Genomic DNA, 15497 nt, shown 5'->3' with positions numbered 1-15497 from the left:
CAGTGGTGGGGGTGCTGGTCGGTTGGCTGGCACTCATTAGCGTTGCTCAGGCCGAAGAGGAGAACGAGTGGCCCCGCGGCCACTATCCGCTGCCTGAGGAAGGCAATGTGATCGGCGACACCTACCGCATAACTGTGGATGATCGAGGAGATACCCTGCTCGATATCGCCAGGCGACACAACCTGGGGTACAGGGAGATTGTGCGCGCCAATCCGGATGTGAGTCTCTGGATTCCCGGCGAGGGTACCGAGGTGACCATACCCGGGCGCTTCATCCTGCCCGATGCTGAGCGCACCGGGATCGTCATCAACATCGCCGAGCTGCGCCTCTACTACTATCCGGAGGTTGACGATGGTGAAACGCCACGCGTTGAGACCTATCCCATCGGCATCGGTCGTGAAGGCTTCGGTACCCCCCTCGGTGTCACCGAAACCACCATGAATATCGAGAACCCTGCCTGGTACCCACCCGAGTCGGTCCAGCGTGAAGCCAGGGCACGCGGTGAGAAGGCGCCCAGCGTGGTGCCTCCGGGTCCGGATAATCCACTGGGGGATCATGCCATTATCCTGGGTTTCGACGGTTACTTGATTCATGGCACCAACCAGCCGGATGGTATCGGCATGCGTGCCAGCCGTGGCTGTATTCGCATGTTCCCTGAGGACATCGAGTCGATTTTCGACCGCGTGCCACCGAACACCCAGGTCCAAATCGTCAACCAACCCATCAAGATCGGCTGGGAGGAAGAGCAGCCGCTGGTTCAGGCATTCCCGCCGCTGGAAGAAGAAGGGCACAGCATGTCCGCGTTGGAAGACACCGTCACACGCCTCAACCAACGCGGTGTCGAGGGCTTGAGCTTCGATGATGGACAGCTTCGCGGCCTATTGGATGACCCCAGCGGTCGCATGGTGTCCCTGAACCCCAAGCCGGCGCCGGAACCGGATAGAAAGCACGACACTGGCTACAAGGGTATCTACGCAGAAATCGCGCTGCGTAGGCCATGACGACGACATGGCGAGTCTTGTCAGTCTCGTGAGCTGACTCGGTCGTGGCTTATCCAAGGTCTATCGCCCTCTGCATGGCCACTGGCGGTGCGTTGGGGCTCGGCCTTCCTCGCCTACCAGGCACCGAGGTGCGGGCTCTGGCTTTGCCTGCGTTTATAGGCCCACCTTGCCGCATGGTGCGGCGGGCTCCTAAGCTCACCATTGGCGTGCCGATTCTGGGGAGGGAAGGGCTATCGAGCTCGACGTCGCTCTGGGCTACCTGCTGCCGTGGGAGTTCTCACTGACCTGGTCGGCGAGCTGCCTGCTGGCCATCGTGCTCTACCTGCGAGGCCTGCGGCAGCGCAGACGGCGCGGCGAGGCCACCGGCGCGGGCCGAATCCTGGCCTACCTGCTGGGTGTCGCCACCATCTATGGCGTCACCCAGACTCATTACGACTACCTCGCCCAGTACATGTTCTTTACCCATCGGGCCCAGCACCTGGTGCTGCATCACGCCGGCCCCCTCCTGATCGCCCTGGCCGCCCCCTTGCCGGTACTGGCAGACGGCTTGCCGACTCGAATCAGACCCTTCCCCGGGTGGAGCCTGGCCGCGCGCCTGCTGCGTCCTGTTTATCGGACTCTGCAGCATCCACTGATCGCCCCCCTACTGTTCGTCGGGCTGATCTATTTCTGGCTGATTCCCGAGATCCACTTCGACGCCATGCTCAGCGCTGATCTCTATCAGGTGATGAACTGGAGCATGGCGCTGGATGGGTTGCTGTTCTGGTGGCTGATCCTGGATCGCCGCTCGCCGCAACAAGGCGGTCTCGGCTATGGCAAGCGTGTCGCCATCCTGTTGGCGGTGATCCCCCCGCAAATTCTCCTGGGCGCCTATATCACCTTCAGTCGCGACGTGATCTTCGATGTCTACGAGGTTTGCGGTCGCGCCTGGCCGCTGGATCCTCTGACTGACCAACTCCTCGGCGGCCTGCTGACCTGGATTCCCGCCTCGATGATGAGTGCCATTGGGGTTCTGATCATTCTCAGCTTTCTGTTCCGTGACGCCCGCAAGGAGGATGCCGCTGATGTCTCTCACGCCACACGCTAGTCTGCCGCGCCTGGCGAAACGCTGGTGCTGGGCCTTCCTGCTGCTGATCGCGACGCCCGGCACGGTGGCTGCTGCCGAACTGCAGGTCAGCGAGGCGCGTCTTCGGCTTCTGCCCGGGGACCTGCCCGCGGCAGGCTATTTCACCCTCACGAATACCAGTGAGAAGGGCGTCACCCTGACAGGAGCGGATAGCCCCGCTTTCGGCAATGTCACCATGCATCGCACTGTCAATCAGGATGGCATCACCAGTATGCAACCCGTCGCCCAATTAGAACTGGCAGCGGGGGAGCAGATCGAGTTCGCACCGGGGGGCTATCATCTCATGCTCATGAAACGGACTCGCCCCCTCGTTGTTAGTGACGACATCGAGGTGAACCTTCATTTCGCCGGCGAGCAGCGACAGCGTGTCACCTTCCGCGCCGTGGCGCCGACAGCACAGTAGGGGGAGCAGGATGCACCGATGGATCATGGCACTATTCGTGACCCTATGGCTTGCGGGCTGCAGCGAGCCGCCTTGGCAGACCAAGGATATCTCGGGGCTCATGCCTCCCCTGGCGTTCGAGCTTGTCGACGAGAACGGCAAAGACGTCAACGCCGATCAGTTCCTCGGCAAGAGCACACTGCTGTTCTTCGGCTTCACTCACTGCCCCGATGTCTGTCCCACCACCCTCGCGCGCCTCGACGCCGCCACCCAACGCATGGATGAGGCGGCGCGCGACGACATTCAGGTGCTCTTCGTCTCGGTCGACCCTCGTCGCGATGACGCCGAGAAGTTGCGAGAGTACACGGATGCCTTCGGCCCCCAGTTCATCGGCCTCACGGGGGATAAAGCGGCCCTCGATGAACTGACACGCCGCTATCGGGTGACCTACGGGTATGGCGAAGAGGACAGCGAAGGCAACTATGATGTGTCGCACTCCAGCGCTGTTTTCGCCTTCAATGATCAGGGAGAGGCGCGCCTGCTGATCCGCGACAGCGATCCTATGGAGGCCGTGGTTGCCGACCTCGAAAGGCTTGCCAGCGGTGCCTGAGTAGTCACTGTCCATCGCCCCTATCTTCCGTAGAGGATCGGTACGGTTCAGGGGGCTGCCGAGGGGGCTTGGCTAGGAGTACGGTGCAAGGTTCGTCGTTGCGCCTTGAGGCAGCCGAACACCACGTTCGATCACATTTTACTCCTGGAAATTGGATGGGGAGCTGCAAGGGCTATGTGTGAGAGGGCTCCGGGATCAACTTGCCTGGCACCCATCTCAGGTACACCACCATGCCGAACAGCTCGACCAGCGACTGGAAGACGATGACCACCACGGCGGCTTGCCAGGCATCGGGCAGCGTCAGGGCGATGGGTAGCACCACGAAGGAGTTGCGTGTGCCGAAGCTGAAGGTCAGAGTCCTGGCTGATGGCGCGGAGAGCCGGAAGAGCCTGCCGAGGGTCTTGCCCAGGATGGCGGCAAAGGCCAGGTAGGCGACGAAGATCGGCAGCACTTGCAGCAAGACCCCGCCGAGGCCGGCCACGGTCGTCACCTGGGAGGCCGCGATGACAAAGACCACCAGTGCCAGCAGGGGTACGGGCAGTAGGCCCAGGCCATGAACCCACCGTCTGGCATTGAGGTGACGCTCGGCCAGCCGCTCGGTCACCCAGGCCAGGGCCAAGGGGGTGAGAATCAATCCCGCGAAGGCGCTGAGGAGGTGGGTGCTGATCGCTGCCTGGAACCACTCCGCGCCCAGAAAGAGCCAGAGATAGACCGGTAAAGCCAGCAACTGCATGAGCAACAGCACCGGCGTGGCGGCAATGGCTCGGCCCGCATCGCCCTTGCCTAGGTGGGTGAAGCTGATGAACCAGTCGGTGCAGGGGACCAGCAGCACCAGTAGTACGCCGGCCTGCACGGCGGGCTTCAGAGGCAACATGGCCATCAGCCCACCTAGGACCATGGGAATCACCACGAAATTACCGAGCAGCAGCGCCGCCAGGAAGCGCCAATCCTTGAAGCCCTGGCCGATCCGCGTCAGCGGCACCTGGGTGAAGGTGGCATAGAGCAACCCACCAAGCAGCGGCCAGAGGAAGGCTTCGAGCCGGGCAGTCGCGTCTGGCTGGCGAAGCCCGATGGCCAGGCCCGCCAGGATAAAGAGTAGATAGATCCAGGATTGCTGCCGTTCCATCCAGTCGCGCACGGGCAAGCGTCCCTCTCAGTGTTCCAGTAACAACCCGTCGGCCTGCCAGGCCCGTTTACCGCCCACATAGTGGAAGACCGCCGTGTAGCCGAGGCGGGTCAGGCGCTCGGCGGCACGGCCGGCCCGCTAGCAGTCCTCGCTGGCGCAGTACACGACGATGGTCGCCTGCTTGTCGGGAAGCCGTCGGGGCGCCTCGTCCAGGATATCGTCGGAGACGATGTTGATGGCCCCCGGCAGGTGCCCCTTGGCGAAGGCAGCGGCCGGCAGGGTATCCACCAGGGCGACGTTCCGGTACCGCCGCTGCCAATCCCGCAGGGTCGCGGTATCGATCGTTGGCATGGCAGATCTCCGGGCTCAGGCGTGAGACGGCTTGGCAACGTAGCGGTCCAGTCCCCACAGTAGCAGGCCGAACAGCAGGTGCGGCAGGGCGGACGCCGGGATCAGCTGGGGACCGATCGCCAGGCCGGCGAACCCCCAGCCCACCACGGGGAAGAACACCACCAGGATCACCCCCCATAGCACGGCGGCCAGGCCCAGCGCGGTCGGTAGGGTCTTGCGCGGGAAATAGCGCACGAACACCCCCGACCAGAAAGTCACGTAGGCCGTATGGAAGAGCAGGCCGACTGGCAACGGCAGAGACCGCCCTAGCAGAGTCTCGGCGAAGGCCAGGGAAGGTGGCTGCGGGAAGGGCGATACGCCGGCTTTCAGCAATGTCACCATCACGATGGCGGTCAGCGCCGACACCGCGATGCCGATGCCGATAGACCTGAGCCAAGAAGGTTTGGCGCGAGTGGTTTGGATCATCTTGCGCTCCTCTTGATGACGTTGATGAGTGATCTTTGAGAAACCGGCGGCACCTTACCGGCTGCCGGAGGTGGGGCAGCGGGGGCCACAGCTGGCGTCTGACTCACGACAGCAAGCGCCGACCAGGTGGTCCGTCATTGCCAGCAAGGCGTCGAACTCCGCGCGGTAATAGACGAACTGGCCCTCACGGCGCGACGCAACCAGGCCTGCGACCGCGAGTTTCTGCAAGTGGAAGGTCAGTGCATTCGGCGCCGTACCCAGCCGCTCGGCGAGCTTGCCTGCCGCCAGGCCGGCAGGCCCTGCCGCCGCTAGCTGACGAATGGCCGCCAGGCGGACGGGGTGAGCAAGAGCGGCTAGCTTGGCTGCCACGAGGTCATCATCATATTGGTCCATGATTCAACGTTAGATGAAACAATGATTTCATGCAATATTGAAATCATTACCCCGCACAGCAGGACAACTGCGTCACGTCCTTGGTGAAGGTCTGGGCGCAGAGCTTGAGGCCTTCCACCATGGTCAGGTAGGGGAACAGCTCATCGCCGATGGCCTGTACCGTCATGCGCGCGCGGAGTGCCATCACTGCCGTCTGGATCAGCTCGCCGGCGTCCCCCGCCACCGCCTGCACCCCCAGCAACCGCCCCGAGTCGCGTTCGGCCACCATCTTGATGAAACCACCGGTGTCGAAATTGACCAGCGCACGCGGCACGTTCTCCAGATCGAGCACGCGGGTCTCCACGTCAAAGCCCTGCTCGAGTGCCTGGGCTTCCGTGAGGCCGACGGTGGCCACCTGAGGATCGGTGAAGATCACCTCCGGCATGGCGCTGAGGTCTAGGGTGGCATCGCCCCCGGTCATGTTGACGGCGGCCCGACTGCCCCCGGCGGCGGCGACATAGACGAACTCCGGCTGATCGGTGCAGTCACCGGCGGCATAGAGGCTCGGTACCGTGGTTTGCAGGTGCTCATCCACCAGAATCGCCCCGCGCACGGTTTCCACGCCGATGCTCGCCAGGTTCAGGGCCTCGGTATTGGGTGTCCGTCCGGTGGCCACCAGCAGTTGGTCCGCACGAAGGGTCCCGGCGTTGGTGTCCAGCACGAACTCGCCATTGGTATAGTCCACGCGGCTGGCCTGGGACTGATTGAGCACCTCGATGCCCTCGCAGTAGAAGGCTGCCTCTACGGCCTCACCCACCGCCGGGTCTTCCTGGGAGAGCAGACGGCTGCGGGCCAGCACCGTGACCCGGCTGCCCAGCCGGGCGAAGGCCTGGGCCAGTTCCAAGGCCACCACCGAGGCCCCGATCACGATCAGCTGTTCGGGAAGGGTGTCCAGGGCCAGTGCGCTGGTGGAGGTTAGGTATGGGGTATCGGCCAGGCCCGGCACCGGCGGCTCTGCCGGTCGGGCGCCGGTGCCGATGAAGGCGCGATCGAAGCGGACGGTTTGCTCGCCGCCCTCATTCAGCGTGACCGTCAGGCTATGGGCATCGACGAACCGCGCCTCCCCCTTCAGGACCGTGATGGCCGGGTGGGCGCGGAGTATGCCTTCATACTTGGCATCGCGCAGTTCCTCGACACGCCGCTGTTGCTGCTCGAGCAGCTTGGCCCAATCTACCACCGGCGCTTGGCTGCTCAGGCCGGCATCGAAGGGGCTTTCCGTGCGCCAGTGGGCGATATGGGCCGCGCGAATCATGATCTTGGAAGGTACACAGCCGGTGTTGACGCAGGTGCCGCCGAGGGTGCCGCGTTCTATCAGGGTGATGCGGGCGCCGCGTTCGGCGGCCTTTAGAGCCGCCGCCATGGCGGCTCCACCGCTGCCGATCACCGCGATGTGCGGGTTCTTGTCATCACTCATGAGGGGAATTCCTTGAATCGGTAGAGGCGTTGTCACCCCAGGCGTCGTATTGCTTCTTGCGCCATAGCGCATAGAGGGTCAGGCCGATGAAGAAGGCCAGGGCAGGAAGCAGCACCACGTCCAGATAGCCGGTCAGTGCCGCCAGGCCAACGGTGCCAAGCAGGATCACCAGGATGGGTGTAAAGCAGCACAGCGCCATCAGGACGGTGCCAATCACGCTTGCGCGCAGCAGGGTCTTGGGATTCTTCATGGTCACTCCCGATCCGCTTCCGAGGGTGTCGGGGATGAGGGGTAGCCGGCGTTGGTGGTGGCTTCGGTCAATGCTTCGACGGACGTTCGTGAATCGTCGAAGGTGACCACCGCCTCACGATCCGGGTAGCTCACATCGACTTGCGAGACGCCGTCTACCTTGTTGAGGGCGGCCTTGACGGTGAGAGGGCAAGCGGCACAGGTTATGCCCGGCACCGACAACGTCACGGTCTGCGGGGCGGCCCAGGCCGACGTAGCGAGCGTCGCGGAAAGCACAATACAGGCAGCGAGTCGTTTCATAGTGATCTCCTCTTAATAGAACAGGGGCAGGAGGTAAGGAAACAGCAGCGCGATCAGCACCAAGGCAGCGACGATCCAGAAGATGGCTTTATACGTCGTGCGAACCTGTGGCATCGCGCAGGTTTCGTCTGGCTTACAAGCGGTGGCAGGCCGGTAGATTCGGCGCCAGGCGAAAAACAACGCCACCAGTGCCACTCCCACGAAGAACGGGCGATAGGGTTCCAGGGCCGTCAGGTTGCCGATCCAGACGCCCGAGAAGCCCAGTGCGACCAGCACAAGCGGCCCGAGACAGCAGGTCGAAGCGAGGATCGCAGCGAGGCCGCCGGCTGCCAGGGCACCACGACCGTTCTTGGATTCCGGCATGAGATTGTCCTTCTGAATTCTTGGTCGATACGCTAACGTTACTTCCGTAGTCAACTACGGAGTCAAGCTCGATGAATGAGGCACCGGAAAATCTGACCATCGGCACCTTTGCCCAAGCGGCCGGGGTCAATGTGGAAACGATCCGCTTCTATCAGCACAGGGGGTTGTTGCCGACGCCGGAGCGCCCTCCTGGCGGCATCCGGCGCTATGGCAGCGCCGACGTGGCGCGCGTGAAATTCGTGAAAGCGGCGCAGCGGCTGGGATTCAGCCTGGACGAGATCGGGCAGCTACTGGCTCTGGAGGATGGTGCTCATTGCAGCGAGGCGGCGGAACTGGCGTCACAGCGGCTTGACGACGTGCGCGCCCGGCTGGCTGATCTGACCCGCATCGAGGTCGCCTTATCCCGGCTGGTCGATGAATGCCATGTGCATCAAGGGAAGGTGTCGTGCCCGCTGATCGCCGCCCTGCATGACTGGTAGGTCATGCAGGGGCTCGTCGTTGTGGTGCTGCCAGCTTCTGACATTCCATGCAGCCATCTTTTGAAACTTACAGTCTTGAAGAACTCCGACATGCGATGCAGCGAAGACCTTGACAGCTGTTGGGGGCCAGCAGGGCTTCCATGATGGAGTTGATACGTCTGTTGGGTGAAAATTTCATGCTTGGCCTCCCAAGTTAGTGGGCTGTGGATAGAGATGGCGACGTTATTGCGCCGTGCCGCCTTGTGCGGCGTTTTATGTCGCTACCTAATGATTTCCGTATCTCACAGCATAAAAGCGGCTCTGGGCCGCTCAGCGCCATTTCGTGGGAAAGAGGGTGGTGATCGAGACGATAAGTCGCCTCTACTGTCTCGGCCGTGTAGTCGCCTAGCTTGAGAAGCCTGAGGTATCACCGCTAACGAGGGGGATCGGGAAGAGCGGGTGCCAGAGGTCCGTGTGATAGGCTTTGCGAGATATTCGATGGCGAAAAGGCACGAGGTAGGGAATGACGGATCATAGTCAGGATAACTACGAGTCTCATCCAGTGGGACACGAGGGAGCTAGTACCAGGCACCGGCGGCAGAGGTTTGGCCTGAGTGAGCATTGGCGTGAGCAAGCTAGGAAGGTGGCTTCTGATGAGCTTGATGATGCCGCAGAGACTTCACCTATGCCCGATACAGGACCTTCTTTTTCGTTTCCCAATGCATCACACGATGAGCCACCGGTCACTGTGAAGTCGCTCTTTCACGACCCCGAAACTCAGAGCGTACTCAATGCACCTTGGCCCTACAGCCCATCGGAACCTGTGTTAAGCAATGAGCCTGTTGCTGCTCGTTTTGGAGTTATCGTCAAATCTGGTGGATGGCGGTCAGGCCGCATTCCTGTCTGATTGATCGGCTACCTGCTCCCCGTCCTGGAACTTGACGTTGCTGACGACCAGCTCCAACTTCTGGAAGTGCTTGATCCGCCTCCAGCGTTTCTGGGCAGTCTGGAGCAGTTTGAAGACCATCGCCAGGGTCGTATCCCGGGAGCCGCAGTTCCGGCTGCGCTTCGTCCTCAGACGGACCGTGGCGAAGGTCGACTCGATCGGGTTGGTAGTGCGGATGTGCACCCAGTGCTCTGCCGGAAAGTCGTAGAACGCCAGCAGTTCATCCCGATCCTTGGCCAGGCATTCCATCGCCTGGGGGTACTTGGCGCCAAAGCGCTTCAGCGTGCGGTCGAAGGCCTGATGGGCTGCCTCGCGCGTCTCAGTCATCCAGATCTCGTGAAGGTCGGCCTTGACCTTGGGCTGCACCGACTTGGGCAGCTTGTTCAGCACATTGGCGGTCTTGTGAACCCAGCAACGCTGGTGCGCCGTGGCTGGATAGATCTTGCTCAGTGCCTTCCAGAAGCCCAACGCACCGTCGCCGATCGCCAGCTTGGGGGATTCCGTCAGGCCACGCTCTCGCAGGCCCGTGAGCAGCTCTTTCCAGCTGGCTTCCGACTCGCGATGGCCATCCTCGACGGCAACCAGTTCCTTGCGGCCATGTGCCGTGACGCCAACGATCACCAGCAAACACAGGCGGTCATCCAGACGCACGTTGCTGTAGACGCCATCGGCCCACCAGTAGACGTAACGGCGGTCCGCCAGATCCCGCTGACACCAGGCCTTGCGTTCGTCTAACCACTGGGCCTTCAATCGCGAGACCGTGTTGGCCGACAGGCCCTTCGCCTGGTCACCCAGCAGAGCCGACAGAGCCTCCTGATAATCGTCGGTGGAGATGCCCTTGAGATAGAGCCAGGGAATCAGCTCCTCGACGCTGCGGGCCCGCTTCAGGTAGGGCGGCAACAGGGTGCTGTTGAAGCAGGCCTTGCCGCCACTCCGGTCCCGTACCTTGGGCACCTTGACGGTGACCTCGGGTTCTGGCTGCGATAGGGCTCGGAGGGCAGAATCGGTCATGGCGTATCCACTCGTGTTGATTGAGATCTTGGTCGTGATCAATCAACAGGATACGCCACCCTTCCGACCTCCTCCCGTACACCAGAAATCACCATAGCTCGTTGGTGTGTAGAAATTTACGTTGTGAGTTAGGGAAGATTTATTGCAGGGCCAAGAAGGTTTGCGACCTTGATAATCGCTTCTTTTCGCTCGTCGAAGTAGTCGTAACGGTCGTAGATGCCTTCGACGCCCTTGAGCTTGTGATTCAAGCAACGCTCCGCGACATGCCCCGGTACACCAACGGCAGCGAGCAAGCTGCGGCAGGTGCGGCGTAGATCATGCACAGTAAACTCGGTGATATCGCCCATCCGGTTCTCTGGTTGCGGCTTCTTGCCAGGCTCCTTGCCAAATAGCTTGGCAATGGCACGATTCAGCGTGTCTTTGCCCATGTGGGCCCGCTTACTGCTGCGGCGATTAGGAAAGACATAGTCCGAGCCGCAGGCACGGATCTTGAGCTCTTCCAGCCAGCCGATGGTTTGCGGTGGGAGGGGAATGACGATCCCGGCGCCTGTCTTACTGCGCTCACCGCTCAGGTTCCACCGGCCGTTCTTAAGGTCGAATTCTGACCACTGGGCTTCGGTAAGTTCGGTCTTACGTACCCCCAGGACGAGCAGTAGCGCGCAGGCGAGGTAGTTGTCGCGGCTGAAGCTGTCGCTATTGTCTCTGAAGGCTTGGAAAACGTTGCGAATCTCATCGAGGCTCAAAACCCTATCGCGGCTTTTCTCAATACCGCCTGCGTCGTTGACGTTGAAAGCGGATGCTGGGTTGTAAGTTAAAATTCCCAGTTTTATGGCGTGGTTGAACATCTGTTTAAGATACATCAGTGTGTCATTAGCTATTGTCGGCCTACCGCTATTTGTTACTCTTCTAATTATTTCACGGATATCAATTGGGGTGACAGCATCCAGCGATCTACCCCCGATGAGGGGCGCCACTTCTTTTTTGTATATCCGCTTTGGGATAGCTGGGTGCTTGAGTCTTCTCTCTAGCTCTGGGTACCAGTCAGCAAACAGGTCCTCCACTGTCCTGATCAAGGCTTGGCTATCGCGTTTGCGTTCCTCGATGGGGTCAAGGCCTTCGCGTATAGACTTCTGGTTTTCAACCGCTTTCGTCCGAGCCTCGGCGAGAGAGAGGTGGGCATGTTTGCCCAGCGTCATCTCACGCCGCTTGCCAAACAGCGTGTATCGCAACATCCAGTAAGGAGTTCCTTTCCTCGGTATCATCAGGTATAGGCCGTTGCCGTCGCTGTAGCGCCCTGCTTTACCCTCCTTGACAAGCGACTGGCTCTTCTTGGCGGTAAGGCTTCCCATTATTTCCTCTCGTCCCCCGCGGAAAATAAAACAAACGACCGTTTGATAACTACTCGGGCTAGGCTTGGGCTAGATAGTCGGCTTAATGTCATATGAGCTCGTCACTGGCGCCTAGTGGGCCTTTTTCCAACGGCATTTAGAGTGCCAGCGGGCACCCCCCCACTTGCTCCCGGTCATGCACTCGGATCGACATAGTTGGGGAGTATCTGTAAGGGTATGTGTCGGAGGGAGGAGAGGCAATACTTTTTCTCCCCGTTTTACTCCCCTATATGATCTGGATTTCCGGGGAGGTTGGTGGAACTTGGTGGACTTCTTGCACCTTTTTTCCATTTAAAAACAGTGGTTTAATGGTTTTTGATGGCCTTTGGTGGATTCTACTCGATGTTCTGAATCTGCTCGCGCATCTGCTCGATAAGCACCTTCAATTCCACCGCGCAGCGGGTGGTGTCGGCGACCACGGACTTGGACGACAGGGTGTTGGCCTCGCGGTTCAGCTCCTGCATCAGGAAGTCCAGGCGACGGCCGATGGGGCCCTTCTGCTTAAGCTGGCGGCCGACTTCGGTGACGTGGGTATCGAGGCGGTCGAGCTCCTCGGCGACGTCGGCCTTCTGGGCCATCAGCACCACCTCGGCCTCGAGCCGGTGGGGGTCGAGCTCGACATTGAGGTTGGCGAGTTTCTCCTCGAGCTGGGTGCGCTGACGTTCGAGGATCTGCGGCATCCTTTCGCGTACCTCGGCCACCAGCTCATGGATGGCCGCCAGGCGCTCCTCGATCAGCGCCTTGAGCTGCTCGCCTTCCCGCGCACGGCCTTCCACCAGGTCATTCAGGGCCTGCTTGAACATCTGGTTGGCGGCTTGCTTGACCGCGTCCAGATCGAGACCACCGCCTTCGAGCACCCCAGGATGGCCGAGCATGGCCAGGGCGTCGGGCATGTGCACCTCGGGCAGGGTGGCGCGTACCTCGGCCAGTGCCGATGACAGGGCGGCGAGGCGCTCGTGGTTGACGCTCAGGCTGTCGCTCTTGTCGCTGGCATCGAAGCGCAGGGTGCACTCGATCTTGCCCCGGGCCAGGCGCTTGCGCAGTGCGTCGCGGAAGCCGGGTTCGAGGTCACGCAGGGCCTCGGGCAGTCGGAAGTGCGGCTCCAGGTAGCGCTGGTTCACGCTGCGCAGCTCGAGCTGCAGGCTGCCCCACTCGGCCTCGAGGTCCTGGCGCGAAAAGGCGGTCATGCTGTGAACCATGGTCGGTCTCCTGGCGATTTCCTGGCGAATTCCTGGCGAATTCCTGGCGTCGGGCACGGTGGTGTCGCAGGGCCGTCGAGGGTGGGCTCGACACCGGTGAGCGCAGTGTACCCGATTCATCGGCCAAGGCGTGTAGAATGGGCGGCCTTCGTTTTCCATTCCATGATCGACGTCGTCCCCTTCGCTGCGCCAGGCGATGCCGCGGCAAGAGGCGTGTCGACCAAGAGAGGTGCCATGTCCACGGACATCCGTCGTCCCAGCGGACGCGCTTTTGACCAGACCCGCGAGATTCGTCTCACCCGTGACTACACCCGCCACGCCGAAGGCTCGGTGCTGGTCGAGTTCGGTGACACCAAGGTGCTGTGCAACGCCAGCGTCGAGGCCGGCGTGCCACGCTGGTTGCGGGGCAAGAAGCAGGGCTGGGTCACCGCCGAGTACGGCATGCTGCCGAGGGCGACCCACTCGCGCAGCGGGCGCGAGGCGTCACGCGGCAAGCAGGGCGGCCGCACCCTGGAGATCCAGCGTCTGATCGGGCGTTCGCTGCGCGCGGCGGTGAACCTGAAGAAGCTTGGCGAGTTCACCATCACCGTGGACTGCGACGTGATCCAGGCCGATGGTGGCACGCGTACCGCTTCGATTACCGGGGGCTGTGTGGCACTGATCGACGCCATCCGCTACCTGCAGCGCGAGAAGCTGATCAAGACCGACCCCTTTTCGCAGCTGGTAAGCTCAGTATCGGTGGGGCTCTATCGCGGTCAGCCGGTGGTGGATCTCGACTACCCGGAAGACTCCAGCGCCGATACCGACATGAACGTGGTGCTGAGCGAATCCGGCGAGCTGATCGAGGTCCAGGGCACGGCGGAGTCCGGCACCTTCACCCGTGGTCAGCTCAACGCCATGCTGGATCTGGCCGAAAAGGCCGGGAACGAGCTGTTCGAGCACCAGCGTGAGGCGCTCGGCAATCGCGCCTGAGCGGTCGCCGTGACGAGATGAGTCGCATGAACGAAGGCGCCGGCCCCCTGAGGGGCCGGCGCTTTCGTGTCCGGCCCCGGACTCGGGCCAGACGGCGACGAAGGGAGGCTTACAGTTGCAGGTCGTACTCGACGATCAGCGGCGCGAACTCCGAGAAGGTGGCGTCGTAGTCGATCCAGGCGTCGGTGATATGGCGACGGAAGTTCGGCCCGACGATCTGGTAGTCCAGGCGCCAGCCCTCCTGACGGGAGCGCGGCTGATCCTGGTCCAGCGCCGGCCACCAGGTGTACTCGTCACCGTCGCGGTTGATCTCGCGGAAGGTGTCGATGAAGCCGGTGGGACCGAACACCTGGTCCATCCAGGCGCGCTCTTCGGCCTTGAAGCCGGGCGTCGTCTGGTTGTCGGCCCAGTTGGCCAGATCGATGGTCTTGTGGGCGATGTGCCAGGTGCCGCAGATGATGTACTCGCGGCGCTTGCGAGCCATCTTCGACAGGTATTCCTGGTACTGGGCCATGAACGCCTGCTTGGCGTCAGGATCGCTGCCGTCGGGCATCAGGAAGCTGGCGATCGAGAAGCGATCGTAGTCGGCCTGCAGAAAGCGTCCTTCATGGTCGCACTGGGGGAAGCCCAGGCCGTACATGATGGCCTTGGGGATCTTGCGGCAGTAGAGGCCGACCCCTGAGAAACCGTCCTGTTCGGCGTCGAGGAAGTAACCCTCGTAGCCCTCAGGATAAAGAATGCTGTCGTCCAGCTCGAAGCTTTTGGCCTTGATGTTCTGGACGCAGACAACGTCGGCGTCCTGGTTGGCGAGCCAGTCGAGAAAGCCTCGACCGACGGCCTCGCGGATGCCGTTTACATTGATGGTGGCGATTTTCATACGTGGTCCCTTTTGCGTCGCGCGTGTATGATACCCGACGTTTCGACGTTTGGGTAAATGGCCGGTCGAGAAAAACGTGATAAGGCCAGGCAATTGGACAGGAGGCCTCGTGGCTGACATGGCACCTCAACCGCCAGGCGCGGCGCGCCTTCATCCCTACCAGCGGGAGTTCATCGAGTTCGCCATCGGCGAGGGCGTGCTCAGTTTCGGTGAGTTCACCCTGAAGTCGGGGCGGGTGAGCCCGTACTTCTTCAACGCCGGCCTGTTCAAGACCGGCCGCGCCCTGGCGCGCCTCGGGCGCTTCTACGCCAAGGCCATCGAGCAAAGCGGGATCGAGGCCGACGTGCTGTTCGGGCCGGCCTACAAGGGCATTTCGCTGGCGGCGACCACCGCCGTGGCGCTGGCTGATCATCATGACCGTGATCTGCCCTTTGCGTTCAATCGCAAGGAGGCCAAGGACCACGGCGAAGGCGGCAACATCGTCGGGGCCGCGCTCGACGGTCGCATCATGATCATCGATGACGTGATCACCGCCGGTACGGCGATCCGTGAGGTGATGGGGCTGATCGACGGCGCCGGCGCCCAGGCCGCCGGGGTGGTGGTGGCGCTGGATCGGCAGGAGCGCGCCAGCGACGACACCGACAAGAGCGCCATCCAGCAGGTGCAGGCCGAGTTCGGCATCCCGGTGGTCAGCATCGTCGGCCTCGACCAGGTGCTGGCCTACCTCGAACAGAGCGGGGGCGATACCCTCAAACCCCACGCCGAGGCCATCCGTGCCTACCGCGAACGCTACGGCGTCAGCGCCTGAGTCGCTATGGCTTCCTTGC

General features: G+C 61.9%; 17 protein-coding genes and 2 pseudogenes. 7 read left to right on the top strand and 12 right to left on the bottom strand.

The genetic code is table 11. From position 1 onward, the window contains the following. Nucleotides 1-5: 5 nt before the first annotated feature. The 4 genes from RBB39_RS07400 to RBB39_RS07385 all read left to right on the top strand — a co-directional run bounded on the left by RBB39_RS07400 (nt 6) and on the right by RBB39_RS07385 (nt 3119). Nucleotides 6-1001, top strand: a complete 996-nt coding sequence (locus RBB39_RS07400) for a L,D-transpeptidase family protein (protein ID WP_239452581.1) — start codon at nt 6-8, stop codon at nt 999-1001. A 313-nt stretch (nt 1002-1314) separates the two neighbouring features. Beyond that, nucleotides 1315-2088, top strand: coding sequence for a cytochrome c oxidase assembly protein (locus RBB39_RS07395; protein ID WP_071211138.1), 774 nt, complete (start codon nt 1315-1317; stop codon nt 2086-2088). After that, nucleotides 2066-2530 carry a copper chaperone PCu(A)C gene (locus RBB39_RS07390; RefSeq protein ID WP_035470183.1) on the top strand — a complete coding sequence of 155 codons (465 nt, stop codon included), beginning with the start codon at nt 2066-2068 and terminating at the stop codon, nt 2528-2530. Before RBB39_RS07395 ends, RBB39_RS07390 begins: the two co-directional genes overlap by 23 nt. A gap of 25 nt (nt 2531-2555) precedes the next feature. Continuing rightward, nucleotides 2556-3119, top strand: coding sequence for an SCO family protein (locus tag RBB39_RS07385; RefSeq protein WP_306168983.1), 564 nt, complete (start codon nt 2556-2558; stop codon nt 3117-3119). 172 nt (nt 3120-3291) lie between these two features. Here RBB39_RS07385 and RBB39_RS07380 read toward each other — a convergent pair whose 3' ends face one another. The 8 genes and pseudogenes from RBB39_RS07380 to merT form a co-directional block, all read right to left on the bottom strand. Continuing rightward, nucleotides 3292-4257 (bottom strand): arsenic resistance protein, encoded by a 966-nt coding sequence (locus tag RBB39_RS07380; protein WP_045993867.1) that lies wholly within the window; start codon nt 4255-4257, stop codon nt 3292-3294. A gap of 126 nt (nt 4258-4383) precedes the next feature. Then, a complete protein-coding gene (locus RBB39_RS07375) occupies nt 4384-4596 on the bottom strand; it encodes a rhodanese-like domain-containing protein (RefSeq protein WP_052704443.1) in 213 nt (70 codons plus the stop codon). Between the two features lie 15 nt (nt 4597-4611). Further along, nucleotides 4612-5061 carry a hypothetical protein gene (locus RBB39_RS07370; RefSeq protein WP_045993866.1) on the bottom strand — a complete coding sequence of 150 codons (450 nt, stop codon included), beginning with the start codon at nt 5059-5061 and terminating at the stop codon, nt 4612-4614. A 54-nt stretch (nt 5062-5115) separates the two neighbouring features. Then, nucleotides 5116-5430: a helix-turn-helix transcriptional regulator gene (locus tag RBB39_RS07365; RefSeq protein ID WP_201771152.1), complete on the bottom strand. Its 315-nt coding sequence runs from the start codon at nt 5428-5430 to the stop codon at nt 5116-5118. A 70-nt stretch (nt 5431-5500) separates the two neighbouring features. Then, a pseudogene (gene merA, locus RBB39_RS07360) lies at nt 5501-6901 on the bottom strand (mercury(II) reductase); the annotation flags it as partial. Next, nucleotides 6900-7157 carry a mercury resistance system transport protein MerF gene (gene merF, locus RBB39_RS07355; protein ID WP_045993863.1) on the bottom strand — a complete coding sequence of 86 codons (258 nt, stop codon included), beginning with the start codon at nt 7155-7157 and terminating at the stop codon, nt 6900-6902. The gene merF and the pseudogene merA, both read right to left, overlap by 2 nt. 2 nt (nt 7158-7159) lie before the next feature. Beyond that, nucleotides 7160-7456, bottom strand: a complete 297-nt coding sequence (gene merP / locus RBB39_RS07350; protein ID WP_045993862.1) for a mercury resistance system periplasmic binding protein MerP — start codon at nt 7454-7456, stop codon at nt 7160-7162. A gap of 12 nt (nt 7457-7468) precedes the next feature. Further along, nucleotides 7469-7819 (bottom strand): mercuric ion transporter MerT, encoded by a 351-nt coding sequence (gene merT, locus RBB39_RS07345; protein WP_045993861.1) that lies wholly within the window; start codon nt 7817-7819, stop codon nt 7469-7471. 71 nt (nt 7820-7890) lie between these two features. Between merT and merR the strand changes: the two genes are divergently transcribed. Continuing rightward, on the top strand, nt 7891-8298 hold the full coding sequence (gene merR, locus RBB39_RS07340; protein WP_045993860.1) for an Hg(II)-responsive transcriptional regulator: 408 nt from the start codon (nt 7891-7893) through the stop codon (nt 8296-8298). 865 nt (nt 8299-9163) lie between these two features. Here merR and RBB39_RS07335 read toward each other — a convergent pair. From RBB39_RS07335 to RBB39_RS07325, 3 genes and pseudogenes are all read right to left on the bottom strand, one after another. After that, nucleotides 9164-10192, bottom strand: a pseudogene (locus RBB39_RS07335) (IS256 family transposase); the annotation flags it as partial. Between the two features lie 170 nt (nt 10193-10362). Continuing rightward, the gene (locus tag RBB39_RS07330) at nt 10363-11583 is read right to left on the bottom strand and encodes a site-specific integrase (protein ID WP_035414229.1); all 1221 of its coding nucleotides are present in this window, start codon (nt 11581-11583) and stop codon (nt 10363-10365) included. A gap of 374 nt (nt 11584-11957) precedes the next feature. Next, nucleotides 11958-12821, bottom strand: coding sequence for a YicC/YloC family endoribonuclease (locus RBB39_RS07325; protein WP_045992109.1), 864 nt, complete (start codon nt 12819-12821; stop codon nt 11958-11960). A 234-nt stretch (nt 12822-13055) separates the two neighbouring features. Here RBB39_RS07325 and rph point away from each other — a divergent pair, with 234 nt between their 5' ends. After that, the gene (gene rph / locus RBB39_RS07320; protein WP_045992108.1) at nt 13056-13793 is read left to right on the top strand and encodes a ribonuclease PH; all 738 of its coding nucleotides are present in this window, start codon (nt 13056-13058) and stop codon (nt 13791-13793) included. A 109-nt stretch (nt 13794-13902) separates the two neighbouring features. Here rph and RBB39_RS07315 read toward each other — a convergent pair whose 3' ends face one another. Beyond that, a complete protein-coding gene (locus RBB39_RS07315; protein WP_045992107.1) occupies nt 13903-14670 on the bottom strand; it encodes an exodeoxyribonuclease III in 768 nt (255 codons plus the stop codon). Between the two features lie 118 nt (nt 14671-14788). Here RBB39_RS07315 and pyrE point away from each other — a divergent pair, with 118 nt between their 5' ends. After that, nucleotides 14789-15478, top strand: a complete 690-nt coding sequence (gene pyrE, locus RBB39_RS07310) for an orotate phosphoribosyltransferase (RefSeq protein ID WP_045992106.1) — start codon at nt 14789-14791, stop codon at nt 15476-15478. The last annotated feature ends 19 nt before the right edge of the window (nt 15479-15497 follow it).

Origin of the sequence: Halomonas sp. MMSF_3323 (assembly GCF_030733595.1) — a bacterium.
Taxonomy (GTDB): domain Bacteria; phylum Pseudomonadota; class Gammaproteobacteria; order Pseudomonadales; family Halomonadaceae; genus Halomonas; species Halomonas litopenaei.
The sequence above is the reverse complement of the archived record's forward strand: the minus strand, read 5'-3'. Positions and strand labels throughout refer to the sequence as shown.

Bases quoted from the DNA above. Each gene is read 5' to 3' on its own strand.
- RBB39_RS07390 (WP_035470183.1), top strand. From the start codon at position 2,066: ATGTCTCTCACGCCACACGCTAGTCTGCCGCGCCTGGCGAAACGCTGG.
- RBB39_RS07385 (WP_306168983.1), top strand. From the start codon at position 2,556: ATGGCACTATTCGTGACCCTATGGCTTGCGGGCTGCAGCGAGCCGCCT.
- RBB39_RS07375 (WP_052704443.1), bottom strand. From the start codon at position 4,596: ATGCCAACGATCGATACCGCGACCCTGCGGGATTGGCAGCGGCGGTAC.
- RBB39_RS07370 (WP_045993866.1), bottom strand. From the start codon at position 5,061: ATGATCCAAACCACTCGCGCCAAACCTTCTTGGCTCAGGTCTATCGGC.
- merF (WP_045993863.1), bottom strand. From the start codon at position 7,157: ATGAAGAATCCCAAGACCCTGCTGCGCGCAAGCGTGATTGGCACCGTC.
- merP (WP_045993862.1), bottom strand. From the start codon at position 7,456: ATGAAACGACTCGCTGCCTGTATTGTGCTTTCCGCGACGCTCGCTACG.
- merT (WP_045993861.1), bottom strand. From the start codon at position 7,819: ATGCCGGAATCCAAGAACGGTCGTGGTGCCCTGGCAGCCGGCGGCCTC.
- merR (WP_045993860.1), top strand. From the start codon at position 7,891: ATGAATGAGGCACCGGAAAATCTGACCATCGGCACCTTTGCCCAAGCG.
- RBB39_RS07330 (WP_035414229.1), bottom strand. From the start codon at position 11,583: ATGGGAAGCCTTACCGCCAAGAAGAGCCAGTCGCTTGTCAAGGAGGGT.
- RBB39_RS07325 (WP_045992109.1), bottom strand. From the start codon at position 12,821: ATGGTTCACAGCATGACCGCCTTTTCGCGCCAGGACCTCGAGGCCGAG.
- rph (WP_045992108.1), top strand. From the start codon at position 13,056: ATGTCCACGGACATCCGTCGTCCCAGCGGACGCGCTTTTGACCAGACC.
- RBB39_RS07315 (WP_045992107.1), bottom strand. From the start codon at position 14,670: ATGAAAATCGCCACCATCAATGTAAACGGCATCCGCGAGGCCGTCGGT.
- pyrE (WP_045992106.1), top strand. From the start codon at position 14,789: ATGGCACCTCAACCGCCAGGCGCGGCGCGCCTTCATCCCTACCAGCGG.